The organism is Rathayibacter sp. AY1E2 (assembly GCF_002932325.1).
Lineage (GTDB): Bacteria > Actinomycetota > Actinomycetes > Actinomycetales > Microbacteriaceae > Rathayibacter.
Window position 1 is genome coordinate 1 of the sequence record NZ_PSVO01000030.1, and the last position, 25,466, is coordinate 25,466.

Below are 25,466 nucleotides of genomic sequence, written 5' to 3' on the forward strand. Positions count from 1 at the left end.
ATGCAGGGGCAGCGGGGGCGGGCGAATCGGGGCTCACGAAATCGATGTCTTCCGTCGGGGGCAGGGGACGAGCGGGCCGCCAGGGAGAGGCACCGCTCGGCTCCGTGAGCGCAGCCTGTGCGAACATCACGAATTCATAAAGGATAACCACCGCCGGCGGGATCCGGCCAGAGGTCGCCGCGCACAGGCGCGATCGGGGCACCACGCGCGGCGAGCCCCGGCGGGATCCTGCGCCGATCCGCCTCTCGGCGCACGGAATCCGTGTCGGCTCGGCCCGGGAGAGCGGTTACACCTCGTCCGCGCGCAGGCGGCGCAGCAGATCCTCCAGCTCGGCGAAGAGAGGATCCGGTGCCGCGATGAGCAGGCCGGAGCCGAAGGGCGCGCCGTCGAGTCCCGCGACCCGCGCGCCCGCCTCCTCGGCGATGAGGGCGCCCGCAGCGAGGTCCCACGGGTTCAGGCCCCGCTCGTAGTACGCGTTCAGCTGCCCGGTGGCCACCGAGCACAGATCGAGCGCCGCCGAGCCGATGCGGCGGATGTCGCGGACCGAGCCCAGGAGCTCCTGCACCACGGCGCCCTGACGCATCCGGCGGCCCGCGTCGTAGCCGAAGCCGGTGCCCACCAGCGCGAGCGAGAGGGAGGAGGGAGCCGAGACCTGCAGCACGACTCCGTCCCGCTCGGCTCCCCCGCCTCGGCTGGCCGTGGTCACCTCGCCCGTCGCTCCGTTCACGACCGCGCCGGCGAGCGCGGTCCAGGTCGCGGGATCCGGCTCCCCCTCCACCACAGCGATGCTGACCGCGTAGGAGGGGATGCCGTAGAGGTAGTTGACGGTCCCGTCGATCGGATCGACGACCCAGGTCAGCCCGCTCGTGCCGCCCCCCGACCCCGACTCCTCGCCGAGGAAGCCGTCGTCCGGACGCGCCTCGGCCAGGCGCCGGCGGATCAGCTCCTCGACCTCCCGGTCCGCGGCCGTCACCACGTCCTCCGGGGACGACTTCGACGCGGCGATCTCGACACCGTCCTGCCGCCGCTGGCGGGCGAGGTGCGCCGCCTCGACGGCGATCGAGCGGGCGATGGCGAGGAGGGGGGCGTTGTCGCTCATGGCCCCAGCCTAGGGATCGGGCCCATCATGGGGGGATGAGCACCCCTATCGCCCTCACGGGAGCCACCGGAGCCGTGGGCGGTCGCGTCGCGCGCGAGCTCGCCGACGCCGGTCACGCCCTCCGCCTGCTGGTCCGCGACCCGTCCCGCGCGCCCGAGCTCCCCGGGGCCGAGGTGGTGCGCTCCTCCTTCGCCGACGCGGGCGACTCGCTCGAGGGCGTGCGCCTCCTCCTGATGGTCTCCGCCTCCGAGAACGAGGAGCGCCGCGCCGAGCACCTCGCATTCGTCGACGCAGCCGCCGCCGCGGGTGTCGAGCACGTCGTCTACACCTCCTTCGCCGGAGCCGCACCCGACGCGGTCTTCACCCTCGCCCGAGACCACGCGGCCACCGAGGACGCGATCCGCCGCTCCGGCATGGGCTGGACGTTCCTCCGCGACAACCTCTACCTCGACTTCCTGCCCGCGATGCTCGGCGAGGACGGCGCGATCCGCGGACCCGCGGGATCGGGCCGGGCCGCCGTCGTCGCGCGCGAGGACGTGGCCCGCTCGGCCGCGGCTGTCCTCCGCTCCCCCTCCGAGTACCGCGGAGCCGCCTACGAGCTGACCGGGCCCGAGGCCCTCACCCTCGACGAGGTCGCCGCGACACTGACGGCGGCCGGCCGCCCCGCCGTGTTCGTCGACGAGACCCTCGAGGAGGCGTACGCATCTCGCCGCCGGTGGAACGCACCGGACTGGCAGCTGGACGCCTGGGTCAGCACCTACTCCGCGATCGCCGCCGGACAGCTGGAGCACGTCTCGGGCGACGTCGAGCGGCTGACCGGACGGCCGCCGCTCTCCCTCGCGGGGTTCCTGGAGCAGGAGGCGCGGGGCTGAGGCGACGGCGCGGGCCGGGCCGACAGCGCGGGCCGGGCGACCGCGGAGGCCGGGCCGACGGCGTGCGGGGTGCGACGGGACGAAGACGCCGGGCCCGGCGATCCGCCGGACCGGTGCTCCCCCGGAAAGGCACTCCGCCGGAACGGCGATCCCCCGACATGCGGAACGCCCCGCGCATCTCGTGATGCCGGGGCGTCTGCCGGGTGTTCCTGCTCGGTGGCGAGTGAGGGATTCGAACCCCCGAAGGCTACGCCGTCTGATTTACAGTCAGATCCCTTTGGCCGCTAGGGTAACTCGCCGTGGCGCACCCGACCGCGTGTTCACAACCGGAGGCGCTCAGCAAGGATACCCACGCGACCGGCGGATCGGAAATCGGTGCCGCGAGGCCTCAGTCCGCCTCCGCCGCGTAGCGGGACGCCGCCTCCGCGACCTTCCCCGCGTAGCTCCCGGCCGGGTTGTAGGCCGCGATCGCCGCCCGCCATCCCGACTCCGTCGAGAGGTCGCCGCCGGCGTCGCAGAGGTACCGGGCGGCGGTCACCGCCTGCTGGTCCACGTTCTGCGGATCCCATCCGCTCGACGCCCACGCCATCCACGTCGCGGGGATGATCTGCAGCGGACCCATCGCCCGGTCGACCTCGGCGTCGCCGTCCAGAGCCCCGCCGTCGTTGTCGGGGACCCGGTCGAAGCGCGCTCCGTCCAGGCGCGGACCGAAGATCGGCTCCGTCGGCCGCCCGTCCTCGCCCAGCTCGCCGCCGTCGATCGTGCCGTGCCTGCTCTCGATGTAGCCGATGCCGGCCAGGGTCGCCCAGTCCAACCGGCAGTCGGGGTCGACCGACGCCGTGAGGAGGGCCGTGCCCGCGTAGGCGGTGAGCGCACGCAGCGGGATGCCGCTCCCCTCGGACGCCGTGCCCAGCCACGCCTCGTCGGCGAGCAGTCGCACCGGCGTCGCCGCGGCTTGCTCGGGATCCTCCAGCACGACGGGGTCGGCCGCGACGGGAGCGGTCGCCGCGGGAGGGACGGTGGACAGGCCCTCCTCGACCGTCAGCGCGGGCGGCCGCTGGCCGCAGCCGGCCAGGAGGAGGCCGGCGAGCGGGACGAGGACGAGAACGGGGAGGCGGCGCACCCCTCAGAGGTACCAGCCGCGCCTGGGGCCGGGCTCCGCCACGCCTGAAAGCTAAACTCGGAGCCATGGCAGATTCAACGTTCGACGTCGTCAGCAAGATCGACAAGATGGAGGCGGACAACGCCCTGAACCAGGCCCACAAGGAGGTCGAGCAGCGCTACGACTTCAAGAACGTCGGCGCCTCGATCGCCTGGAGCGGCGAGAAGATCCTGATCAAGGCCAACACCGAGGAGCGGGCGAACGCCATCCTCGACGTCTTCCAGTCGAAGCTGATCAAGCGCGGCATCAGCCTCAAGAGCCTCGACGCGGGCGAGCCCTTCGCGTCCGGCAAGGAGTACCGGATCGAGGCCACCCTCAAGGAGGGCATCGACCAGGAGCACGCGAAGAAGATCAACAAGCTCATCCGCGACGAGGCGCCGAAGTCGGTCAAGTCGCAGATCCAGGGCGACGAGCTCCGCGTCTCCTCGAAGAGCCGCGACGACCTCCAGGCGACCATGGCGCTCCTGCGCGGGGCCGACCTCGACCTCGACCTCCAGTTCGTCAACTTCCGCTGAGGAATGACGCACACGGGAGCACGCGCGTGACCGCCGGAATCGACGAGCCCGACCGGCGGGGCCGCACCGGACTCGACAGTGACGGGCTCGACCTCGTCGGGAACCCCGACGTGGTCGTTAAGGAGGTCACCCTCCTCTCGAGCGACTGGTACGTCCTCCGCACCACCCGCTTCGACTACCGGCACCGCGACGGCCGCTGGACGAGCGAGCAGCGCGAGACCTACGACCGGGGTAACGGCGCGGCGGTCCTGCTCTACGACGCCGACGCGCGCACCGTCGTCCTGATCCGGCAGTTCCGCTACCCCGCGTACGTGAACGGCGACCTCGACGGGATGCTCCTCGAAGTGCCCGCCGGTCTCCTGGACGAGGACGGGCCCGAGGAGGGCGCCCGCCGCGAGGCGTCCGAGGAGACCGGACTCGAGGTCGGCCGGCTCGAGCACGTGTTCGACGCGTTCATGAGCCCCGGCTCGGTCACCGAGAAGCTGCACTTCTACGCCGGGCGCTACCGCGCGGGGACCCGCAGCGGGGCGTTCGCGGGACTCGCCGACGAGGGCGAGGACATCGAGGTCCTCGAGCTCTCGTTCGACGAGGCACTGACCCAGATCGGCGTGCAGATCGTCGACGCGAAGACGATCATGCTCCTGCAGTGGGCGGCCCTGTCCGGCCCGTTCTCGCGCTGACGCGCGAGCGTCGCGGCTGCGGACGCGTCAGCGCGCGTACTCGGCGAGGGCGCGTCCGGTCAGCGTGTCCGCCGCCGCGAGCCCGACCGGAGTCCCCTCGAAGACGATCGTCCCTCCGTCGTGCCCGGCTCCGGGCCCCACGTCGATGATCCAGTCCGCGTGCGCCATCAGGGCGCGGTGGTGCTCGATCACCACGACCGAGTTCCCGGAGTCGACCAGCCGGTCGAGCAGTCCGAGCAGCGTGTCGACGTCCGCGAGGTGCAGGCCCGTGGTCGGCTCGTCGAGCAGGTAGACGGATCCGGACGAGGCCATGTTGATCGCGAGCTTGAGGCGCTGACGCTCGCCCCCGGACAGCGTGTTCAGCGGCTGTCCGAGCGTGAGGTAGCCGAGACCGACGTCGACGAGACGGGCGAGCACCGTGTGCGCCGGTCCGCTCGCGAAGAACTCCGCGGCGTCGACGATCGGCATCGAGAGCACCTCGTGGATGTTCCTCCCGCGGAGGCGGTACTCGAGCACCTCAGCGGTGAACCGCTTGCCGTCGCACTCCTCGCAGACCGACGAGACCGTCGCGGCGGGGCCCAGCTCGGTGAAGATCATCCCGGCCCCCTTGCAGACGGGGCAGGCGCCTGCCGAGTTCGCGCTGAAGAGCGCCGGTCTCACACCGTTCGCCTTCGCGAAGGCCGCCCGGATCGCGTCGAGGACCCCGGTGTAGGTCGCCGGATTGCTGCGCCGCGAGCCGCGGATCGGCGACTGGTCGGCCACCACCACGCCGGGCCGACCCGCGAGCGAGCCGTGCAGGAGCGACGACTTCCCCGACCCTGCGACTCCGGTGACGACGGTCAGCACGCCCAGCGGGACGTCCACGTCGACGCCGCGGAGGTTGTGCGTGGAGGCCCCGCGGATCTCCACCGCCCCGGTCGGACGGCGCACGGCCTCCTTCAGCGGGACGCGGTGACCGAGATGACGGCCCGTCAGGGTGTCGGACGTGCGCAGCTGCGCCACCGTCCCCTCGAACCGCAGCTCGCCGCCGTGCGCACCGGCCCTCGGACCGAGGTCGACCACGTGATCGGCGATCTCGATGATCTCCGGCTTGTGCTCGACTACCAGGACGGTGTTGCCCTTGTCCCGCAGGCGGCGCAGCAGCTCGATCATCCGCGAGACGTCGTGCGGATGCAGACCCGCCGTCGGCTCGTCGAAGACGTACGTGACGTCCGTGAGGCTCGATCCCAGATGCCGCACCATCTTGACCCGCTGCGCCTCACCGCCCGAGAGGGTGCCCGACTCCCGATCGAGCGACAGGTAGCCCAGCCCGACCTGGACGAGGGCGTCGAGCGTCCCGAGGAGGGTCTCGACGATAGGAGCGACGGACGGCGCCTGCAGCCCGCGGAGCCACGCGGCGAGGTCGGTCGCCTGCAGCGCGGCGCACTCGGCGATGTTCCGGCCCCCGATGCGCGACTCCAGTGCCGCGCGGGTGAGCCGGCCGCCTCCGCACTCGGGACAGGCGGCGAAGGTGGCCACCCGCTCGGCGAAGGCGCGGATGTGCGGCTGCGCCGCCTCCTTCGCCAGGTAGAGGCGGGTGACCTTCACCAGGAGGCCCTCGTAGGTCATCGTCATCCCGGCGATGGCCATCTTCGTGGCCGGACGGTGGAGGAACGCGTCCATCTGCTCGGGCGTGAAGTCGGCGATCGGCACATCGGCCGGATAGAGGCCCGACTCGGCGAGGCCCTTCCAGTACCAGCCGCCGACGACGAAGTTGGGGATCGCGTCGAGCGCGCCGCCCTCGAGCGACTTCGAGCGCTCGATCAGCGCGTCGAGGTCGATGCTCGACACCCGGCCCGTCCCCTCGCACCGCGGGCACATCCCCTCCGGCAGGTTGAAGGAGAACGCACCGCTCGTGCCCGCGTGCGGATCGCCGATCCGGCTGAAGAGGATCCGCAGCATCGTGTACGCGTCGGTCGCCGTGCCGACCGTGGACCGGCCGTTCGACCCCATCCGCTCCTGGTCGACGACGATCGTGGCCGACAGTCCGTCGAGCGACTCCACGTCCGGGCGGGCCGGCGACCCCATGAACTGCTGCACGAAGGCGGAGTAGGTCTCGTTGATGAGGCGCTGGGACTCGGCCGCGATGGTGCCGAAGACGAGCGACGACTTGCCGGAGCCCGAGACCCCGGTGAACACGGTGATCCTCCGCTTCGGGATGTCGACGTCGATCCCCCGGAGGTTGTTCTGGCGCGCACCGCGCACCCGGATGACGTCGTGGGGCGAGGCCGTGGTCATGCTGTCTCCGTCCAGAGCGGTGCCCGAATCCTAGAGGAGGTGCGCGGCGTCCGCGCCGGAACGACGAACGGCCCCCCGGAGTGCACCGGAGGGCCGTTCGGAGAGCACGCGTCAGAGCGCGACCGGCTCCGCCCGCGAGATCGCGATCATGTCCTCGCGAGGAACGACCTTCACGCGCGCACGGCCCTCGGGCTCGCCGAGCGCCATCTCGTGCTCGTCCAGCCGGTGCCAGCCGTCGAGATCCGTGTAGGCGATCTCCCGCTCCTCGAGCAGGGCGACCACGGCCGCCTCCTCGGGGTGCTCGGGCGTCCACCAGGACGCCTGGTCGTTGAGCACGTGCGCGACGGTCTCCATGGCGTCGGACTTGGTGTGCCCGATGAGGCCCACCGGTCCGCGCTTGATCCAGCCGGTCGCGTACACGCCGTGGACCTGCTGGTCCTCGTCGTCCAGGACCTGGCCCTCGCGGTTCGGGATCACGCCGCGCATCTCGTCGAACGGGAGGCCGTCGAGCGGCGAGCCGAAGTAGCCGACCGCGCGGTACACGGCCTGGACCGGGACCTCGCGGATCTCACCCGTGCCGCGCACGCCGCCCTCGCCGTCCGGCTCGGTGCGCTCGTACCGGATCGCGCCTACCCGACCGGATCCGTCGTCCACGAACTCGAGCGGCTTCGCCCAGAAGTGCAGGTGGAGACGACGCGAGGCGCTCCCGACCTCACGGGTGCGCCACTGGTTGAGCACCCGGTTGATGACCATGACCTGCTTGTTGGTCGCGATGGCGGCCTCCGAAGCGGGATCGAGGTCGAAGTCCTCGTCGGCGACGATCATGTCGACGTCGCGCAGCTCGCCCAGCTCGCGCAGCTCCAGCGGCGTGAACTTCACCTGAGCGGGACCGCGGCGCCCGAAGACGTGCACGTCGGTGACAGGAGACGCCTTCAGCCCCTCGTAGACGTTCGGCGGGACCTCGGTGGGCAGGAGGTCCTCGGCGTGCTTCGCCAGCATCCGCGAGACGTCGAGCGCGACGTTGCCGTTGCCGATGACAGCGACGGAGGACGCCTCCAGCGGCCAGGTGCGCGACACGTCGGGGTGGCCGTCGAACCAGCTGACGAAGTCGGCCGCACCGTAGGAGCCCTCGAGCTCGACACCCGGGACGTCGAGCGGAGCGTCCCGGACGGCGCCGGTCGCGAAGATCACGGCGTGGTAGTGCCGCTTGAGATCCTCGAGCGTGATGTCGGTCCCGAAGTGCACGTTGCCGAAGATGCGGATGTCGCCCCGGTCGAGCACCTCCCGCAGCGCGGTGATGATCCCCTTGATGCGCGGGTGATCGGGCGCCACGCCGTAGCGGACCAGGCCGTAGGGCGCGGGCAGGTGCTCGAACAGATCGATCGAGACGTCGTACTTCTTCTCGGCCTTGATCATGAGGTCGGCGGCGTAGATGCCCGCGGGACCCGCGCCGACGATGGCCAGCCTGAGCTTGGTCATTGCGTTCCTCCTGCCGGGGCGCCGCAGCGCACAACCGGTCTCATTCCTGCGGCGCAGGGCGCGCCGCGACGATCGGGGTCAGCCGTTGCGCTCGACGACGGTGTCGGCGAAGCGCGTCAGCGCCTTGCGGACGGAGCCGTCGGGCAGCGGAGCGAGGGCGGCGACGGCCTCGTCGGCCCACCGGTGGGCCTCGGCGAGGGTCTGCGCGGTGACGTCGTGATCGCGCAGCTGAGCGATGGCGTCCGAGATGTCGGCGCTCTGCTCCTCCGTGTGCGCGATGGCGTCGTTCGAGCGGCTCACATAGCTCTCGATGCGGGCGAGGAGAGCCGCGGCGTCCCTGTCCGAGGAGGCGCGCTCGCGCAGGCGCAGGATCGGCAGCGTCGACACGCCGGCGCGGATGTCCGTGCCGGGGTTCTTGCCGGTCTCCTCCGGCTGGGGAGAGAGGTCGATGACGTCGTCGACGATCTGGAAGGCGACGCCGATCTTCTCGCCGAAGACGCGCATGGCCTCCTCGTACTCCTCCGGAGCCTCCGAGAACGCGACTCCCGTGCGGCCCGCCGCGGCGATCAGGGACCCGGTCTTGTCGGCCAGGACGGACAGGTAGTGCTCGACCGGGTCCTCGCCGTCGGTCGGGCCGACCGTCTCGTGCAGCTGCCCGAGGACGAGCCGCTCGAACGTGTCGGCCTGGAGCCGGATCGCCTTGTCGCCGAGCTCGACCATCAGCTGGTTCGCGCGGGCGAAGAGCAGATCGCCCGTCAGGATGGCCACGTTGTTGCCCCACACGGTCTGCGCCGACGGGACGCCGCGGCGCTTCTCCGCCTCGTCCATGACGTCGTCGTGGTAGAGCGATGCGAGATGCGTGATCTCGATCGCCTGCGCACCGAGCAGGACCTGCGGCGTGTTGCCGCGGCCCAGCGACGCGGCCAGGAGGGTGAGCATCGGGCGCACGCGCTTGCCGCCCGCCTCGAGGAGGTACCGGGTGGAGACGTCGGCCACGGCGTCCGCGAAGGACAGCTGCCGGACGAGACCCTCCTCGACCTGCTCCAGACCCGCGTCGATCGTGCGGGCGAGAGCGCGGTCCGACGAGGAGGAGAAGATGCGCTCGGAGAGGCCGAGCTGCGCCGTCAGAGACGGGCTGCGACGGGCGACGGGCGCAGTGGCGTTCACAGGGAAACCCTAACGTCTCGGCCTGTGCGGACCCCGGTCGTCATCGGGTCGCCGCGATCGGCTTGACGCCGCGGTGCAGCGCCACGATGCCCGCGGTCAGATCGCGGTAGGCCACACGCTCGAAGCCCGCCGCGCGGAGCCAGGCGGCGACGACGCTCTGCTCCGGCCAGGCCCGGATGGAATCGCCGAGATAGTCGTACGCAGGATTGTTCGACGACGCGAGGCGCACGACGGCGGGCATGACCCTCGACAGGTAGAAGTCGTACGCGGCGGCCAGCGGAGCGATCGGCGGAGTCGAGAACTCGCAGATCACGACCCGGCCGCCGGGCTTCAGCACACGCAGGAACTCGGCGAGCGCCGTCCTCGGCTCGGCCACGTTGCGCAGACCGAACGAGATGGTCACGGCGTCGAACGACTCGTCCTCGAACGGGAGATCCATCGCGTCGGCCTGGACGAACTCGATCCGGTCGTTGCCCGCCTGACGGCGACGGCCGACGGCGATCATCCCCGGGGAGAAGTCGGCTGCGACGACCTGGGCGCCCGACCGCGCCAGCGACGCGCTCGACGTGCCGGTGCCGGCCGCGATGTCGAGGATGCGCTCACCGGGAGCAGGGTTGACGGCGCGAGTCGTCGCGATCCGCCAGAGCCGGTCGTTCCCCACCGAGAGGAGTCCGTTCACCAGGTCGTAGGCGGGAGCCACGGTGTCGAACATCGAGGCGACCTCGTCGGGCCGTTTGGTGAGGTCTGCCTTCGTCACGATCCGCAAGTCTACGGCGAGACGCGGGACGGCGGCTGTGCATCCGCCGTCCCGCGCCCGGTCGGCGCGCTCCCCCCTGGGGAAGCGCCGGGACCGCCCCGCTCCGCCTCGCGCGGCGGCCCCGGACCGGATCACGGTAGCAACGGAGCCCTGCGCCCCGAGCCCCGCGGCATGGGACGTCCCACCTTCTGGCGCGGGCGTACCCTGCTGAGGTGACGCTCATCGGCGCTGGAACCCCCCTGCTGCGTGCGGAGACGACTCCACTGGACTCTCCGCAGTCGCTCCTCTCCCACTCCGACCCGAGGCGGCCCCTCCTCTGGCAGCGCGACGGCGCCGGCCTCAGCGGACGCGGCGAGGCCCTGCGCCTCGAGTTCTCGGGCCCGGAACGGCTGCGGGAGGCGGCGGCAACCTGGCGTCGGCTCTGCGACGCGGCGACGGTGGAGGACCGGGTCGGACTGCCCGGGACGGGGCTGGTCGCGTTCGGGACCTTCGCTTTCTCGAGCCGATCCGAGGCGACGAGCGTGCTGATCGTGCCGCGCACCGTGATCGGGACGCGCGACGGCCGGTCATTTCTGACGCGGATCACGATCGGCGAGGCGGAGAGACCGTATACGCCGAGCGAGGAGCCGCTGGGGGCGGAGTACCACGTGCCGCTCTCGCCGGGTGCGCTGCCGCCGGACGGGTACCGCGCGGCGGTCGCTGCCGCGGTGGAGACGATCCGGGCGGGTGAGCTGTCCAAGGTCGTGATCGCGCGCGATCTGCAGGGGCGGCTCCCGCCGGGGGCGGACCTGCGTCGGATGCTGGGTGCGCTCACCGAGCGGTACCCGGACTGCTGGGGCTTCGCCGTGGACGGATTCCTCGGCGCCAGTCCGGAGACGCTGGTCGCGGTCGATCGGGGCGAGATCTCGGCGAGGGTGTTGGCCGGCACGGCCGCACGAGGCGAGGATCCCCTCGCCGACGCGGACGTGGAGGCCGCTCTGCTCGAGAGTCCGAAGGACCGCTCGGAGCATGCTTTCGCTCTCGCCAGTCTGGTCCGGGAACTCGAGCCCCACACACGGGAGCTGACGGCGGGCGCCGCCCCGTTCACGCTCCGCCTGCCGAATCTCTGGCACCTCGCGACGGACGTGCGAGGAATTCTGGGCGACTCCTCCAGCGCGCTCGATCTCGTCGATGCTCTTCACCCGACCGCGGCAGTGGCCGGCACTCCGACCGCCGACGCCCTTGCGCTCATCGAGCACCTGGAGCCCTTCGACCGCGGTCGGTACGCAGGACCCGTCGGCTGGATCGACGGCAACGGCGACGGCGAGTGGGCCGTCGGACTCCGCAGCGCCGAGGTCACGGCCGAGGGCGCGGTCACGGCCTGGGCGGGCGCCGGCATCGTGGCCGACAGCGTTCCCGAGTCCGAGCTCGCCGAGACCCGCATGAAGTTCCGCCCGATCACCGACGCGCTGGCATGACGCACGTCGGGAGTCGCTGAAGCCGTCGGCTACCCCGCCGGGTCCCCGTCGAGCCGGGGAGCACCCGGCCGTCGTCCTGCACCCACCGGCGGACGCCCGGGCAGTGCCGGCGGCCGGGTCGTCACGCGACGGCCGGTCGGTGTGGTCCAGTCCGCTGTGCCGTCCGGATGGAGCAGATACGTCCAGCGGTCGCCGTGGCGCACGTGGTGGTGGGCGACGCACAGGGAGGCGAGGTTGTCGGGAGTCGTCTCTCCCCCGTTCCGCCATTCGACGCTGTGGTCGGTCTCCGTCGAGGACGCCGGCCGGGTGCAGCCCGGGAAGCGGCAGGTCTGGTCGCGGAGGCGGACCAGCAGCCTCATCCTCGGCGGCGGGAGGCGGTGGCGGCGCCCGACGGAGACGACCGCGCCGGTCTCCTCGTCGGTCAGCACGGGAGTGAAGGCGGCGTCGTCGTCGATGAGCGCTCGCACCGCCTCGGCGGGGATCGGCCCGTAGGCGTCGAGCTCGGCGGCCGCCTCGTCGTCACCTGCGGCGGTGCTCGCCGCCACGGTGACTCTCACCTCGGCCCGCAGCCCGGTCGAGGGCGCCGCGGCTCCCTCCGGAGTGGTCCCCGCCACGTCCCCGTGGCAGAGCAGGTCGGCCCACGCGTCGGCGCGGAGCTGCGCCAGCGTCCGCAGATCGCGGTCCCCTTCGGCGCCGTCCCGGAGATCCCTCGCGATGCGGTCGAGCCGGGCGAGCGCTCCGACGGCCTCGGGCGCGGGGACGTGCGCGCAAACCGTCGCCATGCCGTCGATCCCGGCTGTCATCCACACCCGGCGGTCCCCACGGGCGCGAGCGTGCCGCTCGGCGAGGGGCTCGTCGTGCAGCTCCTCCCGCACCCGCGCGAGGGCGTGTCGCAGCTGCCCCGGGGTCAGCGTCTCCGCGAGGTCGACGGCCCGGTCGTCGTAGGCCGCGCGCGCCGCTGCCGGGAGGGTCGCCGCGACGGAGCAGATGAGCTGGCCGGCCTCCCAGCGCATCCTGGCGTCGGCGAGCGCGGAGCGGGTCCGCGGCAGCTCCTCCATCAGGAGCGAGGCGTGCAGCAGCTCTCTGGCGGCGGTGCGCTCGGAGACCCCGAGGGCGACGGCGAACTCCGCTCGGATCGACCGTTCGACGAGGTCCGTCGCATCCTTGCTGTCCGCCGAGGAGCCTCGGGCGAACGCGTCGGGACAGGTCATCGCCGCGCAGTGTCCCGCGTGCAGCGCCTCCGCCGCGGACAGGAGCACCGGGGAGGCGCTCCTCGCGAGCGCCGCCGCCCGGTCGCCGAGGGCGAGGACCTCTCCTCGCACGGTCTCCGCATCAGCCATTCCTCCAGCGAAGCAGCAGCTGACGAGCTGCGGAGCTCGAACGAGGCGTCCCCGGGAGAACAGCGTCCGACGACGACCTGTGGAGGACCGTCCGACCGGACCCGCGCGGACTCAGCGCTCGAGCCGGATCTCCACGATGCCCGGCCCGTCACCCGGCGAGGTCAGCGCCTGCTCCAGCTCGCCGCGCGTCGCCGCACGACGGTGGCCCCACCCGTAGGCACGCGCGAGAGCCTCCAGATCGGCGTTCTGCGGGGTGAACTGCACGCGGTCGAACGCATCGGGATGCGAGCTCGACGCGACCTCGAGTCCGTCGAAGATCGTGCCGCCCCCGTCGTTCACGACGACGAGCTGCACGCGCGGGCGTCGCTCTCCGGGCGGGAGGAGGAGGCCGCCGGCCTCGTGGAGCAGAGTGAGATCGCCGAGGACCGCCCGGGTGACTCCGCCGGCTCCCTGCTCGGTCGCCTGCGAAGCCACCGCGATCCCGAGAGCCGTCGAGATCGTGCCGTCGATGCCGGCGAGGCCGCGGTTCGCCAGGACGGATATCCGCTTGCCCGGCAGGGTCCCGTCGGCGACGCGGATCAGCCGTGACGCTCCGAACAGCAGCCGGTCGTGCGGCCAGGTGACCTTCCAGACCGCGGCGACGACGAAGTCGCGGGTGAGCGGTGCCCTGATCGCGGCGAGGGCGTTGCGCGCGTAGCCGCGGCGGTCCTCGACCGACATCGACCCGGCGTCGGGGACCTCGTCCAGCTCGTCGGGGTCGACCGTCAGGGCGCGGCTCGCGGACACCCAGGATCCGGCCCAGGCGCGCTCGCCGCGCTCGGGACGCGGCGACCCCTCGGGGCGGACCACGTCGACGCCTCCGACGCGGCGGGCGCGCCGGCCGGGGTTGTAGAACTGCTCGCGCACGGCGTCCACGACGATCACCTCGACGTCCTCGCGCCGCAGCAGCTCGGGGACCTCGCGGGAGAGCGTCGGGTGTCCGAGCACGATCGCCCGGCGGATGCGTCCGCCGAAGTCGGGCTCGCCGAGCAGGCGCCGCCAGGCGACGACGAGCTGCGGTCCGAAGCGTGCGCCGGAGGAGACCTCGGCCAGGAGCGGCCAGTCGCCGGCGCGAGCGATCTCCTCGGCCTCGGCGCCCGCCTTGTCCCCGGCGATGACGACCGTGAGCGGCTCACCAGGACCGGCGGTCACGACGGCACGCGGGATCCCGGATCCGACAGCGGGCGACGAGACCGGTTCGATCCCCTCCATGTCGGGCAGAGCGGAGGAGAGCGGGTCGCGGAAGGAGAGGTTCAGGTGGACCGGCCCGCGGCGCGCCGCGGTGACGGCACGATCGGCGAGCGCCCGCGCGTCCTCGTGCCGGGAGGCGTCGTCCGGAGCAGCGACGTCCTCGAACAGCCGCACGGCACGCCCGTACAGCTCGCGCTGCTCGGCCGTCTGGTTCGAGCGGATGCCGCGCAGCTCGTCGGGCCGGTCGGCGGTCAGCACGATCATCGGCACGTCCGAGGCGTCCGCCTCGAGCACGGCCGGGTGCAGGTTCGCGGTCGCCGTGCCGGAGGTCGTGATCACGAGCGCCGGCATCCCGGATTCGAGGGCGAGGCCCAGCGCCAGGAACCCCGCGGAGCGCTCGTCGATCCGCACGTGCAGCCGGATGTCGCCGCGGGTCTCGAGCTCGGCCGCCACCAGGGCGAGCGCCTGCGAGCGGGAGCCCGGAGCGACGACGACGTCGCGGACGCCGAGCGCGACGAAGCGGGTGAGGAGGTCGACCGCGAATCGGGTGGAGGGGGCGACCGGCCGGTGCTCAGGCATCCCGGCGGCCGGGGCCGTCGGCCTCGCCCTGCTCGTCCATGTCGGCGAGGTCGCGCTCGAGCTGGGCGATGCGCTCGGCCTGCAGGCGCTCCTCCTCGGGGTCGCGCTCGGTGCGGAGGGTGCCGAGGAAGTCGGGGTCGTCGTCCGGAGCGGTGTAGCGGCGGCCGGCGGCGCGCTGCTTGCGGGGGCGGCCGATCCAGAACCACAGTCCCGCACCGATGACCGGGAGGATCAGCACCACCAGGAGCCAGGACCACTTCGGGATCGCCCGCACGGCGTGACGGTTGCTCATCGCGATGTCGATCACGGTGTAGACCGTGAAGACGGCGAGGGCCACGAGCAGGCCGATGACGAGGCGGATCATGGACACGAGTCTACGTCCGGCACCCCCGTCGGGGAGGGTCTGCACGGACGCTGGACAGGAGGCTCCCACGGTGCTCACGGAAGCGCGTGCAGGGGCCGACGTACACTGTCCCGGTGAAACTGAGCCGCGCGGTCGTCGTCTACTCGCTCCTGCGCCTGGCGATGTTCGCCGGCGTCTTCGTGCTGGTGTACCTGCCGGCGCGCACCTTCGTCGACTCGGAGCTGACGGCCGCGGTCACCGCGGGCTTCGTCGCCGCGATCGCGAGCCTGTCCCTCTCGTACATCCTGCTGAGGAAGCCCCGCGAGCGCATCGCGGAGGCGATCTACGAGCGCCGCAAGGACGTCCCGCGCGCTCCGACCGACGACGACGTCGAGGACGCCGCGGTCGACGCGACCCGCGACGACCGCTGAGCCGGGCGATCCCGCCGGCGAGGGCTCCCCTCGGACGCGCTGACCCCGCTCGCACCAGGCCCGGCACGCAACAGCCGATATCACCCGAATCCGGCCCACCCGAGCCCGCCTCGTGCGAGCCGCCGCTCTAGAACGCCAGCGCCGCCCCGAGGATGACCGCGTAGGCGAGCCCGCCCAGGCTGGTCAGCTGCAGCGCCAGGATGAGCTCCTTCGCCGTCTTCGCCGTCAGGGTGATCAGGATGGCCGGCAGGATCATCAGAAGCACGAAGAGCGTCAGCCACGCCAGCGGGTAGAACAGCGCGAGGATCACCGCGATGCCGAACGGGATCAGCACGAAGCCCGTGTAGATCGCCCGGGACACGGCCGGTCCCGCGAGGACCGCGAGGGTCCGCTTGCCCGAGAGGCGGTCGGTCGGGATGTCGCGGATGTTGTTGACCATGAGCACGGCGCAGGCGAACAGGCCCGCCGCCACAGCCCCGAGCCACGACTCCTGGTTGGTGCGGCCGATCTGCACGAACGTGGTGCCGACGGTGGCGACCAGGCCGAAGAACACGAAGACGAAGAGCTCGCCGAGCCCGAGGTAGCCGTAGGGGCGGCGTCCGCCGGTGTAGAACCAGCCGGCCGCGATCGCCGCCGCGCCGACGATCAGGAACCACCACTGCCCCGAGAGGGCGGTGAGCACGAGGCCGGCGACGGCCGCGATCCCGAAGAAGACCAGGGCGACGGTGAGCACCTGGCGGGGCTTCGCCGCTCCGGAGCCGGTCAGCCGCGAGGGTCCGACGCGGTTGGCGTCGGTGCCGCGCACGCCGTCGGAGTAGTCGTTGGCGTAGTTGACGGCGATCTGCAGGGCGAGCGAGACGGCCAGGCAGAGCAGGGCGCGCACCCAGTGCCAGCCCTCGTCGACGACCTGGGTCGCTCCGGTGCCGATGAGCACGGGGGCGACGGCCAGCGGGAGGGTGCGGAGGCGGGCGCCGGCGATCCACTCGCGGGGACCGGCGGGCTTCACGACGACCGCTCGCGGGCTGCCCCCGGGGCGGCCGCTGGAGGACTTCTTCTTGCGACTCGTACTCGACACGGAGGGAATCCTACCCACCGGCCCGTCGACGCTCGGAGCCGGTCAGGCCTGCTCGGCGAGCACCTCGAGGGCGCGGCGGTCGGGCTTCCCGGAGGCGAGGAGGGGGATGCGGCCGACCGGCAGCACGGCCGCGGGAGCGGCGGCGCGCCCGAGGCGGTCGGCGATCAGGGCGCGCAGGTCGGTGAGCGCGGGAGCCTCCTCCGCCGTCACGACGACCGGGACCTCGCCCCACTGCTCGTCCGCTCGCCGCACGACGACCGCGTCGGGGACGGTCCCCTCGCGGAGCACGGCCTCGACGGAGTCGAGCGAGACCTTCTCCCCGCCCGACACGATCACGCGGTCGAGCCGACCGGTCACCCGGAGGCGCCCGTCGACGATCGAGCCCGCGTCGCCCGTGCGGTACCAGCGCTCCCCGTCGATCTCGAGGAAGGCGGCGGCGCTGCGCTCGTGGTCGATCGCGCCGTCGGCGTCGAGGTAGCCCTCCGCGAGGGTCGGGCCGCCGAGCAGCACCTGCCCGTTCTCGACGCGCATCCGCACGTCGTGGAGCGGGACGCCGTCGTAGACGCAGCCGCCGGACGTCTCGCTCGATCCGTAGGTCAGGCGGATGCGCGCACCGAGGGCGGCGGCGCGGTCCCGCAGCGGCTGCGGCGTCGCCTGGCCGCCGATCAGGAGCGCGTCGAACGAGCGGAGCGCCTCGGCCGCGGCCGGATCGCGCTCGGCGAGATCCAGCAGCCTCGCAAGCTGCACGGGGACCAGCGAGGAGTACCGCCGCTCCCTTGCCGGCATCGTCCGAGCGAGAGCAAGGAAGGCCGCCGCGTCGAAGCCGCCGGCCGGGAGGACGACCGGGTCGGCCTCCGCCGTCAGCGAGCGGACGAGCACCTGCAGTCCCGCGACGTAGTGCGTCGGCAGGCAGAGCAGCCAGCGTCCCGGCCCGCCCAGCTCGGCGAGGGTCGCGGAGGCGCTGGTGAGCAGGGCCGCTGTCGAGAGCGCGACCCGCTTGGGCGGCCCCGACGAGCCCGAGGTCTCGACGACGACGGCGACGCGCTGGGGCACGACGGCGCCATCGGAGGCGGTCGCGGCGCCGGGGGCGGAGACGCGGATCGCCGGGCCGCTGCCGTCCAGGGCCGCGCGCAGAGCGAGGAGGACGGCCTCGACCGTCGCGTCGACACCGGCGAGCGGGCGGGTCACCTGCGTGCCCTCCGGCTCAGAACTGCCACGGGAACGGCGACCAGTCGGGCTCGCGCTTCTCGAGGAAGGAGTCGCGTCCCTCGACGGCCTCGTCGGTGCCGTAGGCGAGGCGCGTGGTCTCGCCCGCGAAGAGCTGCTGGCCCACGAGGCCGTCGTCCACGGCGTTGAACGCGTACTTCAGCATCCGGATGGCCGTGGGCGACTTGGTGAGGATCGTCTCGGCCCACTCCACCGCGGTCGTCTCGAGCTCGGCGTGCGGGACGACCGCGTTCACGGCGCCCATCTCGTAGGCGCGCTGCGCGGAGTACTCCCGCGCGAGGAAGAACACCTCGCGTGCGGCCTTCTGCCCGATCTGGCGGGCGAAGTACGCCGAGCCGTAGCCCGCGTCGAAGGAGCCGACGTCGGCGTCCGTCTGCTTGAAGCGCCCGTGCTCAGCGGAGGCGAGGGTGAGGTCGCAGACCACGTGCAGCGAGTGCCCGCCTCCTGCGGCCCAGCCGGGGACGGCCGCGATGACGACCTTCGGCATGAAGCGGATGAGGCGCTGCACCTCGAGGATGTGCAGGCGGCCGTTCCGCGCGGAGTCGATGCCCTCGGCGGTCTCGCCGTCGGAGTACCGGTAGCCGTCGCGGCCGCGGATCCGCTGGTCTCCCCCCGAGCAGAACGCCCAGCCTCCGTCGCGCGGGCTCGGGCCGTTGCCGGTGAGGATGACGACGCCGATGCGCGGGTTCGTCCGGGCGTCCTCGAGGGCGCGGAACAGCTCGTCGACCGTGCGCGGCCGGAACGCGTTGCGGACCTCGGGCCGGTCGAACGCGACCCGCGCGATGCGGCCGGAGCGGTCGTGGTGGTAGGTGATGTCCTCGAGTGCGTCGAAGCCGTCGACGGCCGCCCAGCGGTGCGCGTCGAACAGTTCGGAGACCTGCGTGCTCATGCCACGACCCTACTGATCCGGGCTGCACGGCGACTCGACACCGCCCGGGCGGACGGAAGGGGACCCCGCTGACGCGGAGTCCCCTTGCCGGTGCTCGCTCCTACTTGGCGGCGGAGGTGGTGCGGTTCTCGGCCGACACCATCCAGGCGTACTGCTCGAGGCTCTGGATGATCGCGTGGAGGAGGTCCGCGCTGGTCGGGTCCTCCTCGTCCACCTGGTCGTGGACCTCGCGCATGGTGGCGGCGGTGTTCTCGAGGCGGATCGTGACCAGGTCGACGGTCTCGGCCGTGTCGATCTCGCCGTGCGGGTACTCGGGGAGGGTGGTGGTCGCGGCGACGGTGTCGCTGCGGCCGTCCGGGATCCCGTGGAGGGCGCGCATGCGCTCGGCGATGTCGTCGCTGAACTCGCGCGCGGCCTCGATGATCTCGTCGAGCTGCAGGTGGAGGTCCCGGAAGTTCTTGCCGACGACGTTCCAGTGGGCCTGCTTGCCCTGGACGTGGAGCTCGATCAGGTCGACGAGGACGATCTGGAGGCTGTCGAGCAGCTCCTTGGAGGCCTTGAAGCCCTTCTCGGCGTTCTGACGGCGGCTGGTCTTGGCACCGGAGCCCGCGGGGGCTTCGACGTGGCGTTCGAGGGTGGTGGTCATGGACCGTTCCTTTCTCTTGCAGTGCCGGGTGCGGTGTCCCGCCCCGAGTCTGGCTTCTTCGGCTGGACGGCGCCCGCACGCGCGGGGTGCGCGCGCTGGGCGGGGCCCGTGGTTGCGGGGATCAGATCGTGGCGACGGATCCGGAGTCGACGCGGTAGTTCGAGCCGTTCACGAACGAGGCGCGGTCGGAGCAGAGGAAGGCGATCACGGCTGCGACCTCCTCGGCCTCGCCCCGGCGCTTCAGCTCCATGTACGGCCGCTCCTCGTCGAGGAAGGACGAGATCGCCTCGTCGACCGAGGTGCCCCTCTGCTCGGCGCGCTTCGACATCATCGCGTCGGTCATCGGAGTGCGGATGAACGCGGGCGAGACCGTGTTCACGAGGAGGCCCTCCTGCGCGTAGGAGCGCGAGAGGCCCTTGGCGAAGGCGAGGACGCCCGCCTTCGCGGCGCAGTAGGGCAGTTCGTCGTCGTAGGGCTGCACGGCGTCCTCGGAGGCGGTGAGCACGAGCCGGCCCCAGCCTCCGGTGCGGAGGTCGGGGAGGAACTCGCGCACGAGCCGCACAGGCCCGAGCAGATCGACCTCGAGGGTGCTGGTCCAGCCCTCGTCGTCGATCTCGTGGAAGAGGCCCTGCGCCCCTGTGACTCCGGCGCACTGCACGAGGATGTCGATCGCGCCGACCGCTCCGGCCACCCGGCGGTGCAGCTCGGCGAGCTGCTCCGTGCTGGTGACGTCGGCGGCGAAGGCGTGCAGGCGGCCCTCCGGAGCGTCGAGCCCGGCCGCGGCCCGGTCCAGCTCCGCCTGTTCCTTGTCGGTGATCACGACGGTCGCGCCCTCGGCGAGGAGGAGCTGCGCCGTGGCCAGGCCGATGCCGGAGTCGCCTCCGGTGACGAGGGCGATGCGGCCGCTGATGCCGAGATCCATGCTGAGGTGCTCCTTGTGGGTGCGTTGCGAGGGGGTGGTACCGGTCTACGCCCCTCGGAGCCGGCCCTCAACGGGTTGCGCGGACGCCGTCGGCGGGGTTACGCGCGGCCGACCTTCTCCGGCGCCAGCTCCTCGATGGTGATGGCCGCGTTGATCAGCGCGAGGTGGCTGAGCCCCTGCGGCAGGTTGCCCCAGAAGGCCAGGTCGTCGACCGCGATCATCTCGGACATGATCCCGACGTCGTTCGGGACCGTGGCGACGAGCTCGTCCATCAGGGCGACCGACTCGTCGTGCCGACCGACGCAGGCCAGGGCGGACGCGAGCCAGAACGAGCAGGCCACGAACGGGTGCTCCTCGCCCTCCATGCCGGAGTAGCGGAACAGCAGCGCACCGCGGCCGAGCTCCTTCACCAGGGCGTCGATGGTGGAGATCATCCGCTCGCCGCGCTCGTAGCCGCTGGGCGCGTGCAGGAGCACCGAGGCGTCCAGCTCCTCGCTGCCCGGGTACATCACGTAGGAGCCGAGCTCCTCGGACCAGCAGTGCTCCTCGATCCACTCCCGGATGCGGTCGCGCTCGAAGCGCCAGCGGTCGGGGCTGCCCGCGACCTGGCCGAGCTCCGCCAGGTGCACGGCCGCGTCGAGCGCCTGCCAGCAGCCCATCTTCGAGGAGGTGTAGTGCTGCTCCTCCTCCAGCTCCCACATGCCCGCATCGCGGTTCCGCCACAGGTCGCAGGTGGTGTCGGCGACGCGGGCGAGGAGCCGACCGGTCTGGATGTCGAGGACGTTGCCCTCGTCGACGTAGATGCGGCAGATGTCGAAGAGGTCGCCGAAGACGCCCAGCTGCAGCTGGCTCTGCGCTGCGTTGCCGGCGACGACCGGGCCGATGCCGGCGTAGCCCGGGACGTCGAACTCCTCGAGGACGGTCGGCATGGAGCCGTCGAGTCCGTAGAAGATGTGCAGGTCCGGCCCGTGCTCCTTGATCGTGCGGAGGAGCCAGGACAGCGCGGCGTGCGTCTCCTCGCGCAGGCCGAATCGCACCAGCGCGTGCATCGTGTACGCGGCGTCGCGCACCCAGGCGAAGCGGTAGTCCCAGTTCTTGCCGCCGTTGGGCGACTCCGGGAGCGACGTGGTCGCGGCCGCGGCGATGGCTCCTGTGGGCGAGTAGATCAGCAGCTTGAGCGCGAGGGCGCTGCGCTGGACGGCCTCGGACCACGGGCCGTCGTAGGAGAACTCCTCCGACCAGTCCTGCCAGCTGCGGATGGTGCGGTCGATGCCGCGGTCGACGTTCTTCGCGACCGGGAAGTGCAGCGGCTCGTCGTGCGTGGCCGACACGACCAGGACGTGCCGCACGGCGTCCTTCCCCGCGGTCACGACGAAGGAGCCCGTCAGCTCGTCGCCGGCGCCGGAGGGCGCGTCGTCGCCGTCGGGCCCGTGCTCCTGCCCGGTGACGCCGATGGTGATGTCTCCGGCGCGGATGAGCGAGCGGCCGTCGGCGTTCTGGATCCACGGGGAGAACCGGCCGAGTCCCGTTCCGGGACGCACGGCCCACCGCATCCGCACCTCGCCGTCGACACCGTCCACGCGGCGCGCGAGCTCGGCCCACGGGAGGCGGCCCGCGATCCCGGTGACGAGCGCGTCCGTCACGCGGACGGTGCCCGACTCGGTGGTGAAGGTGGTCTCGAGGACGTTCGTGTCGCGGATGTAGGCGCGCGAGACCTCGGCGGGCTCCTCGGGGGCGAGCTCGACGCAGCCGCCGGACTCGGCGTCGATCAGGGCGGCGAAGGCGGGGGTGGAGCCGAGGTCCGGGACGGGCATCCAGTCGACGCTGCCGTCCTTCGCGATCAGGGCGACCGTGCGACCGTCTCCGATCGCGGCGTAGTCGCGCAGGGGCCTGGTCGAGCGGGGTGCAGCCATCCCCTCACCGTAGGGCGCGGGCGGTGCCCCGATTCGGGCTTGCGGGCGGACGGGCTTGCTTGTAGCGCCCGGTCAGGTCGTGGCGACTCCGCCGTACTCCTCGAGGCGGTCGGTGAACTCGCCGCGGTCCTCGTCCTGGAGGACCCCGTTCGCGTACCCGGCGAGGAACGCGCCCTGCGGGTCCGGCGAGAGGCCGACTCCGTCGAGCATGTCGGCGACCAGGCCGGTCGGATCGGCGTCGAGGTCCACGAGGCCCAGCTCGATCGCGGGCACGAGGTCGGCGGAGGAGCGCGCGGTGACGATCCAGAGCGCGGCCGAGGCCTCCTCGTCCGAGAGGTCGCCGTCGAGCTCGTAGCCCGCCTCCGACCACTCCTCGGGGGTGTCGGCCACCTCGACGTCGTCGAAGCCGAGGGGCGCCAGCGCTGCGGTGAAGCGGTCGACCGCCGCCTGCCTGTCGGCGTCGGTCGAGACGTCGGCGGCGGCGTACTCGGTCGCCGAGATGTAGTCGTACAGGAGGGAGGGCCCGCCGTAGGCGTTCTGCGACTGCTCGTAGTACTCGTCGTCGGCCGAGGTCCACTCCTCGGGGACGGCGCCCTCGACGGCCGCGACGGCCTTCTCGGCACTCGCGCGCACGTCCTCCGCGGACGGCTGGCCGAGGATCGTCGCGGCGTCGCCGTCCTGGTAGCCGGGGTAGTCGTAGAGCGGATCGGACGGGTCCCCGCTGCCGAACGGGTCGTCCGTCGGGTCGCCGAACGGCTCGGACGGAGCGCTCGTCGACGCGCTGCCGGCGGCGGAGTCGAGCGCGCCGCCCACTCCGACGGCGACGAGCGTGCCGAGCACGCCGGTGTAGACGACGCCCACGAGGAGGCTCGTGCCCAGCGCGATCCAGGCGCCCCTGCCGAGCGGGCGGTGGGAGGGGACGGAGCCCTGCGTCGGGCCCGGGGCGGGCGCGGGCGGCGGGCTCATCGGCATCTGGCTCATCGCACTCCTCCGGACTCCAACGGCAGCCTCGTCAGTCTGGCACCTCGGCGGGCGCTCGGAGGAGGGACCCCGGGGGCTTGCGCGCGCGTCGCCGACCTCCTGTGCGCGGGTGGCCGCCGTCCCGCCCCGGCCGGTGGACAATGGCCGGATGGACGACGTCGTGCCCGCCTCCCCGCTCCCCTCCCTCGGCGAGATCGACGCGGGACTCCGCGTCGTCGCTCTGCCGCTGCGCACCCGCTTCCGCGGTGTGGACCACCGCGAGATCGCGCTCGTGCGCGGCCCCGAGGGCTGGACCGAGTTCTCGCCCTTCCTCGAGTACGGCGCAGAGGAGTCGGCGGCGTGGCTCCGGGCGGCGATCGACTACGGCTGGAGCGAGCAGCCGGCACCGCTGCGCGACCGCATCCCGGTGAACGCGACCATCCCGGCCGTCGCACCGCACGAGGTCGCCGCCGTGCTCGCGAGCTACCACGGCTGCCGCACGGCGAAGGTGAAGGTCGCCGAGCGCGGCCAGACGCTGGCCGACGACGTGGCCCGGGTCGTCGAGGTCCGCCGCCTGCTCGGTCCGGAGGGCCGGATCCGCGTGGACGCGAACGGCGGCTGGAACCTCGACGAGGCCGAGCACGCCGTCCACGCCCTCGCGGAGTCCGACCTCGAGTACGTCGAGCAGCCGTGCGCGAGCGTCGACGAGCTGGCGGAGCTGCGCTACCGGGTGAAGTACATGGGCATCCCGATCGCCGCCGACGAGAGCGTCCGCAAGGCCGCCGATCCACTCGCCGTCGCCCGGGCCGGAGCCGCGGACCTGCTGGTCGTGAAGGCCCAGCCGCTCGGGGGGACGCGCCGGGCGCTGGCCCTCGTCGCCGAGGCGGGGCTGCCGGCGGTGGTCTCGAGCGCGATCGACAGCTCGGTCGGACTCGCCATGGGCGCCGCCCTGGCCGCGGCGCTCCCCGAGCTGCCCTTCGACTGCGGACTCGGCACCGCGTCCCTCCTCGCCGCGGACGTCACGGAGCGGCCGCTGCGGCCGGTCGACGGCAGCATCCCCGTCGGCCGCGTGGAGGTCTCGGAGGAGCTCCTCTCCCGTCACGCCGTGTCGCCGGAGCGGCTCGCCTGGTGGCGGGCGCGGCTCCGCGACTCCTACGCGCTGCTCTGAGCGTCGGCGGCGGGCGCCGCGTCCGAGGAGCGGCAGAATGGGAGCGTCGGCCGCCGGTGCCCGACGCGTCCCCCACCCTCGAGCATCGGAGCACCGTGAGCGCATCGACCGTCCCCGTCTTCCTCGACTGCGACACCGGCATCGACGACTCCCTCGCCCTGGCGTACCTCCTCCGCTCGCCCCGAGCCCGCCTCGTCGGGATCAGCACGGTCAGCGGCAACACCGACGCCCGCCGGGCCGCCGTCAACAGCCTCGGCCTGCTCGCGCTGGCAGGCCGCGACGACGTGCCGGTCGCCGTGGGGGCGCACCACTTCCTCGAGGAGGACTACGCCGGCGGATCTCCGCACGTGCACGGCGACGACGGCATCGGCGGGGTCGCGCTGCCCGAGGGCGGCGAGCCGGTCGACGAGGATCCGGCCGACCTCCTCCTCCGTCTCGCTCGTGAGCACGAGGGCGAGCTGCGGCTGGTCGCGATCGGCCCGCTGACGAATCTCGCGCTCGCCCTCCGTGCGCACCCGGAGATCGCGTCCCTCGTCCACTCGGTGACCGTGATGGGCGGAGCCGCGCTGGTCCCCGGCAACGTGACCGCCGTGGCGGAGGCCAACATCTGGCACGACCCTGCGGCCGCCGCCGAGGTCGTCGCGGCCGACTGGGATCTCACGCTCGTGCCCCTGGACGTGACCATGCGGCACCTGCTGACGGAGGAGGACCGCGCCGTCCTGCTCGCGTCGCCCGATCCCCTCGCGCAGGCCATCGGGCAGGCGCTCGACTTCTACTTCGACTTCTACGTCGGCCACTTCGGCGAGCGCACCGCTGCCATGCACGACCCCATGGCCGCCGCGATCGCCGTCGACGCCGTCGCCCTCACCTCCGCCCCGCGCGTCCACGTCACTGTCGACGCCACCCACGGCCCCGGCCGCGGCCAGACCGTCGCCGACCTCCGCGGCATCTACCGCGGCGTCCACCCCTCCGACGCCCGCACCCGCATCGTCCTCGCCCTCGACGCCCCTTTCGCCCCCCACCTCATCGACGTCGTCACCGCCGTCTGACCCTTCCCCCGTCGCCCCCGGCATCCACCATCGCCACCCGACAGGCACGGATCCGCCCGCAGCCCGCCCGTGCCCCCTGTGCGCGACACGCCCGCTCCGCGCACTACTCGACCAGCAGGCACCGCCCATGCGCGTCCATCTGCGGGAACTCGACCGACTCGCTCCACGTTCGCGCCATGGGATCTCGATACGCGCGCTGCTCGCTACTCGATCAGCATGACCCGTCGGC

General features: G+C 72.7%; 23 protein-coding genes and 1 tRNA gene. 7 read left to right on the forward strand and 17 right to left on the reverse strand.

The window, feature by feature from the left end:
* Window positions 1–286: 286 nt before the first annotated feature.
* Complete coding sequence (locus C5C49_RS15375; protein ID WP_104247938.1) at window positions 287–1,099, reverse strand: inositol monophosphatase family protein; 813 nt, start codon at window positions 1,097–1,099, stop codon at window positions 287–289.
* A gap of 35 nt (window positions 1,100–1,134) precedes the next feature.
* On the opposite strand from C5C49_RS15375, the gene C5C49_RS15380 reads away from it, so the two are divergent.
* Window positions 1,135–1,971 carry an SDR family oxidoreductase gene (locus C5C49_RS15380; RefSeq protein WP_104346499.1) on the forward strand — a complete coding sequence of 279 codons (837 nt, stop codon included), beginning with the start codon at window positions 1,135–1,137 and terminating at the stop codon, window positions 1,969–1,971.
* A 217-nt stretch (window positions 1,972–2,188) separates the two neighbouring features.
* Here the strand turns inward: C5C49_RS15380 and C5C49_RS15385 are convergent.
* Window positions 2,189–2,270, reverse strand: a tRNA-Tyr gene (locus C5C49_RS15385).
* Window positions 2,271–2,359: 89 nt separating this feature from the next.
* Window positions 2,360–3,094, reverse strand: a complete 735-nt coding sequence (locus tag C5C49_RS15390; protein WP_104346500.1) for a hypothetical protein — start codon at window positions 3,092–3,094, stop codon at window positions 2,360–2,362.
* A gap of 65 nt (window positions 3,095–3,159) precedes the next feature.
* On the opposite strand from C5C49_RS15390, the gene C5C49_RS15395 reads away from it, so the two are divergent.
* Both C5C49_RS15395 and C5C49_RS15400 read left to right on the forward strand, forming a co-directional pair.
* The gene (locus C5C49_RS15395) at window positions 3,160–3,648 is read left to right on the forward strand and encodes a YajQ family cyclic di-GMP-binding protein (RefSeq protein ID WP_104346501.1); all 489 of its coding nucleotides are present in this window, start codon (window positions 3,160–3,162) and stop codon (window positions 3,646–3,648) included.
* 26 nt (window positions 3,649–3,674) lie between these two features.
* Window positions 3,675–4,328 carry an NUDIX domain-containing protein gene (locus C5C49_RS15400; protein ID WP_104346502.1) on the forward strand — a complete coding sequence of 218 codons (654 nt, stop codon included), beginning with the start codon at window positions 3,675–3,677 and terminating at the stop codon, window positions 4,326–4,328.
* A gap of 27 nt (window positions 4,329–4,355) precedes the next feature.
* Here C5C49_RS15400 and C5C49_RS15405 read toward each other — a convergent pair whose 3' ends face one another.
* From C5C49_RS15405 to ubiE, 4 genes are all read right to left on the reverse strand, one after another.
* Window positions 4,356–6,605: an excinuclease ABC subunit UvrA gene (locus tag C5C49_RS15405; protein ID WP_104346503.1), complete on the reverse strand. Its 2,250-nt coding sequence runs from the start codon at window positions 6,603–6,605 to the stop codon at window positions 4,356–4,358.
* A 111-nt stretch (window positions 6,606–6,716) separates the two neighbouring features.
* Window positions 6,717–8,084: an FAD-dependent oxidoreductase gene (locus tag C5C49_RS15410; protein ID WP_104223603.1), complete on the reverse strand. Its 1,368-nt coding sequence runs from the start codon at window positions 8,082–8,084 to the stop codon at window positions 6,717–6,719.
* Window positions 8,085–8,162: 78 nt separating this feature from the next.
* On the reverse strand, window positions 8,163–9,251 hold the full coding sequence (locus tag C5C49_RS15415) for a polyprenyl synthetase family protein (protein ID WP_104233415.1): 1,089 nt from the start codon (window positions 9,249–9,251) through the stop codon (window positions 8,163–8,165).
* A gap of 40 nt (window positions 9,252–9,291) precedes the next feature.
* Complete coding sequence (ubiE, locus tag C5C49_RS15420) at window positions 9,292–10,008, reverse strand: bifunctional demethylmenaquinone methyltransferase/2-methoxy-6-polyprenyl-1,4-benzoquinol methylase UbiE (RefSeq protein WP_104326264.1); 717 nt, start codon at window positions 10,006–10,008, stop codon at window positions 9,292–9,294.
* A 212-nt stretch (window positions 10,009–10,220) separates the two neighbouring features.
* Here ubiE and C5C49_RS15425 point away from each other — a divergent pair, with 212 nt between their 5' ends.
* Complete coding sequence (locus C5C49_RS15425) at window positions 10,221–11,465, forward strand: isochorismate synthase MenF (RefSeq protein ID WP_374953853.1); 1,245 nt, start codon at window positions 10,221–10,223, stop codon at window positions 11,463–11,465.
* 29 nt (window positions 11,466–11,494) lie between these two features.
* On the opposite strand, the gene C5C49_RS15430 is transcribed toward C5C49_RS15425, so the two are convergent.
* From C5C49_RS15430 to C5C49_RS15440, 3 genes are all read right to left on the reverse strand, one after another.
* Window positions 11,495–12,805 carry an HNH endonuclease signature motif containing protein gene (locus tag C5C49_RS15430; protein WP_104346504.1) on the reverse strand — a complete coding sequence of 437 codons (1,311 nt, stop codon included), beginning with the start codon at window positions 12,803–12,805 and terminating at the stop codon, window positions 11,495–11,497.
* A 111-nt stretch (window positions 12,806–12,916) separates the two neighbouring features.
* On the reverse strand, window positions 12,917–14,614 hold the full coding sequence (gene menD, locus C5C49_RS15435; RefSeq protein WP_104346505.1) for a 2-succinyl-5-enolpyruvyl-6-hydroxy-3-cyclohexene-1-carboxylic-acid synthase: 1,698 nt from the start codon (window positions 14,612–14,614) through the stop codon (window positions 12,917–12,919).
* Window positions 14,607–14,978, reverse strand: coding sequence for a PLD nuclease N-terminal domain-containing protein (locus tag C5C49_RS15440; RefSeq protein ID WP_104346506.1), 372 nt, complete (start codon window positions 14,976–14,978; stop codon window positions 14,607–14,609). The genes menD and C5C49_RS15440 overlap by 8 nt, the downstream gene beginning before the upstream one ends.
* A gap of 113 nt (window positions 14,979–15,091) precedes the next feature.
* Here C5C49_RS15440 and C5C49_RS15445 point away from each other — a divergent pair, with 113 nt between their 5' ends.
* On the forward strand, window positions 15,092–15,388 hold the full coding sequence (locus C5C49_RS15445; protein ID WP_104239140.1) for a DUF4229 domain-containing protein: 297 nt from the start codon (window positions 15,092–15,094) through the stop codon (window positions 15,386–15,388).
* Between the two features lie 127 nt (window positions 15,389–15,515).
* On the opposite strand, the gene C5C49_RS15450 is transcribed toward C5C49_RS15445, so the two are convergent.
* The 7 genes from C5C49_RS15450 to C5C49_RS17145 form a co-directional block, all read right to left on the reverse strand.
* Window positions 15,516–16,463 (reverse strand): 1,4-dihydroxy-2-naphthoate polyprenyltransferase, encoded by a 948-nt coding sequence (locus C5C49_RS15450; RefSeq protein WP_374953116.1) that lies wholly within the window; start codon window positions 16,461–16,463, stop codon window positions 15,516–15,518.
* 42 nt (window positions 16,464–16,505) lie between these two features.
* Window positions 16,506–17,651 (reverse strand): AMP-binding protein, encoded by a 1,146-nt coding sequence (locus C5C49_RS15455; RefSeq protein WP_181135788.1) that lies wholly within the window; start codon window positions 17,649–17,651, stop codon window positions 16,506–16,508.
* Window positions 17,652–17,667: 16 nt separating this feature from the next.
* Window positions 17,668–18,579 carry a 1,4-dihydroxy-2-naphthoyl-CoA synthase gene (locus tag C5C49_RS15460; RefSeq protein WP_068255374.1) on the reverse strand — a complete coding sequence of 304 codons (912 nt, stop codon included), beginning with the start codon at window positions 18,577–18,579 and terminating at the stop codon, window positions 17,668–17,670.
* A gap of 100 nt (window positions 18,580–18,679) precedes the next feature.
* Window positions 18,680–19,225 carry a Dps family protein gene (locus C5C49_RS15465; RefSeq protein ID WP_104223596.1) on the reverse strand — a complete coding sequence of 182 codons (546 nt, stop codon included), beginning with the start codon at window positions 19,223–19,225 and terminating at the stop codon, window positions 18,680–18,682.
* A 121-nt stretch (window positions 19,226–19,346) separates the two neighbouring features.
* Window positions 19,347–20,147 (reverse strand): SDR family NAD(P)-dependent oxidoreductase, encoded by an 801-nt coding sequence (locus C5C49_RS15470; protein ID WP_104346507.1) that lies wholly within the window; start codon window positions 20,145–20,147, stop codon window positions 19,347–19,349.
* A gap of 98 nt (window positions 20,148–20,245) precedes the next feature.
* Window positions 20,246–22,060, reverse strand: coding sequence for a glycoside hydrolase family 15 protein (locus tag C5C49_RS15475; RefSeq protein WP_104247930.1), 1,815 nt, complete (start codon window positions 22,058–22,060; stop codon window positions 20,246–20,248).
* 72 nt (window positions 22,061–22,132) lie between these two features.
* Window positions 22,133–23,041 (reverse strand): hypothetical protein, encoded by a 909-nt coding sequence (locus tag C5C49_RS17145; RefSeq protein WP_104337800.1) that lies wholly within the window; start codon window positions 23,039–23,041, stop codon window positions 22,133–22,135.
* Between the two features lie 148 nt (window positions 23,042–23,189).
* On the opposite strand from C5C49_RS17145, the gene C5C49_RS15485 reads away from it, so the two are divergent.
* A complete protein-coding gene (locus C5C49_RS15485) occupies window positions 23,190–24,188 on the forward strand; it encodes an o-succinylbenzoate synthase (protein WP_104254851.1) in 999 nt (332 codons plus the stop codon).
* A 95-nt stretch (window positions 24,189–24,283) separates the two neighbouring features.
* Window positions 24,284–25,237 carry a nucleoside hydrolase gene (locus C5C49_RS15490; RefSeq protein WP_104272828.1) on the forward strand — a complete coding sequence of 318 codons (954 nt, stop codon included), beginning with the start codon at window positions 24,284–24,286 and terminating at the stop codon, window positions 25,235–25,237.
* The last annotated feature ends 229 nt before the right edge of the window (window positions 25,238–25,466 follow it).

What these genes read in the sequence shown, in the direction of transcription:
- C5C49_RS15410 (WP_104223603.1), bottom strand. Translation starts at nt 8,084, where the DNA reads ATGACCAAGCTCAGGCTGGCCATCGTCGGCGCGGGTCCCGCGGGCATC.
- C5C49_RS15475 (WP_104247930.1), bottom strand. Translation starts at nt 22,060, where the DNA reads ATGGCTGCACCCCGCTCGACCAGGCCCCTGCGCGACTACGCCGCGATC.
- C5C49_RS15405 (WP_104346503.1), bottom strand. Translation starts at nt 6,605, where the DNA reads ATGACCACGGCCTCGCCCCACGACGTCATCCGGGTGCGCGGTGCGCGC.
- C5C49_RS17145 (WP_104337800.1), bottom strand. Translation starts at nt 23,041, where the DNA reads ATGAGCCAGATGCCGATGAGCCCGCCGCCCGCGCCCGCCCCGGGCCCG.
- C5C49_RS15375 (WP_104247938.1), bottom strand. Translation starts at nt 1,099, where the DNA reads ATGAGCGACAACGCCCCCCTCCTCGCCATCGCCCGCTCGATCGCCGTC.
- C5C49_RS15470 (WP_104346507.1), bottom strand. Translation starts at nt 20,147, where the DNA reads ATGGATCTCGGCATCAGCGGCCGCATCGCCCTCGTCACCGGAGGCGAC.
- C5C49_RS15430 (WP_104346504.1), bottom strand. Translation starts at nt 12,805, where the DNA reads ATGGCTGATGCGGAGACCGTGCGAGGAGAGGTCCTCGCCCTCGGCGAC.
- C5C49_RS15465 (WP_104223596.1), bottom strand. Translation starts at nt 19,225, where the DNA reads ATGACCACCACCCTCGAACGCCACGTCGAAGCCCCCGCGGGCTCCGGT.
- C5C49_RS15440 (WP_104346506.1), bottom strand. Translation starts at nt 14,978, where the DNA reads ATGATCCGCCTCGTCATCGGCCTGCTCGTGGCCCTCGCCGTCTTCACG.
- C5C49_RS15380 (WP_104346499.1), top strand. Translation starts at nt 1,135, where the DNA reads ATGAGCACCCCTATCGCCCTCACGGGAGCCACCGGAGCCGTGGGCGGT.
- menD (WP_104346505.1), bottom strand. Translation starts at nt 14,614, where the DNA reads ATGCCTGAGCACCGGCCGGTCGCCCCCTCCACCCGATTCGCGGTCGAC.
- C5C49_RS15460 (WP_068255374.1), bottom strand. Translation starts at nt 18,579, where the DNA reads ATGAGCACGCAGGTCTCCGAACTGTTCGACGCGCACCGCTGGGCGGCC.
- C5C49_RS15485 (WP_104254851.1), top strand. Translation starts at nt 23,190, where the DNA reads ATGGACGACGTCGTGCCCGCCTCCCCGCTCCCCTCCCTCGGCGAGATC.
- C5C49_RS15395 (WP_104346501.1), top strand. Translation starts at nt 3,160, where the DNA reads ATGGCAGATTCAACGTTCGACGTCGTCAGCAAGATCGACAAGATGGAG.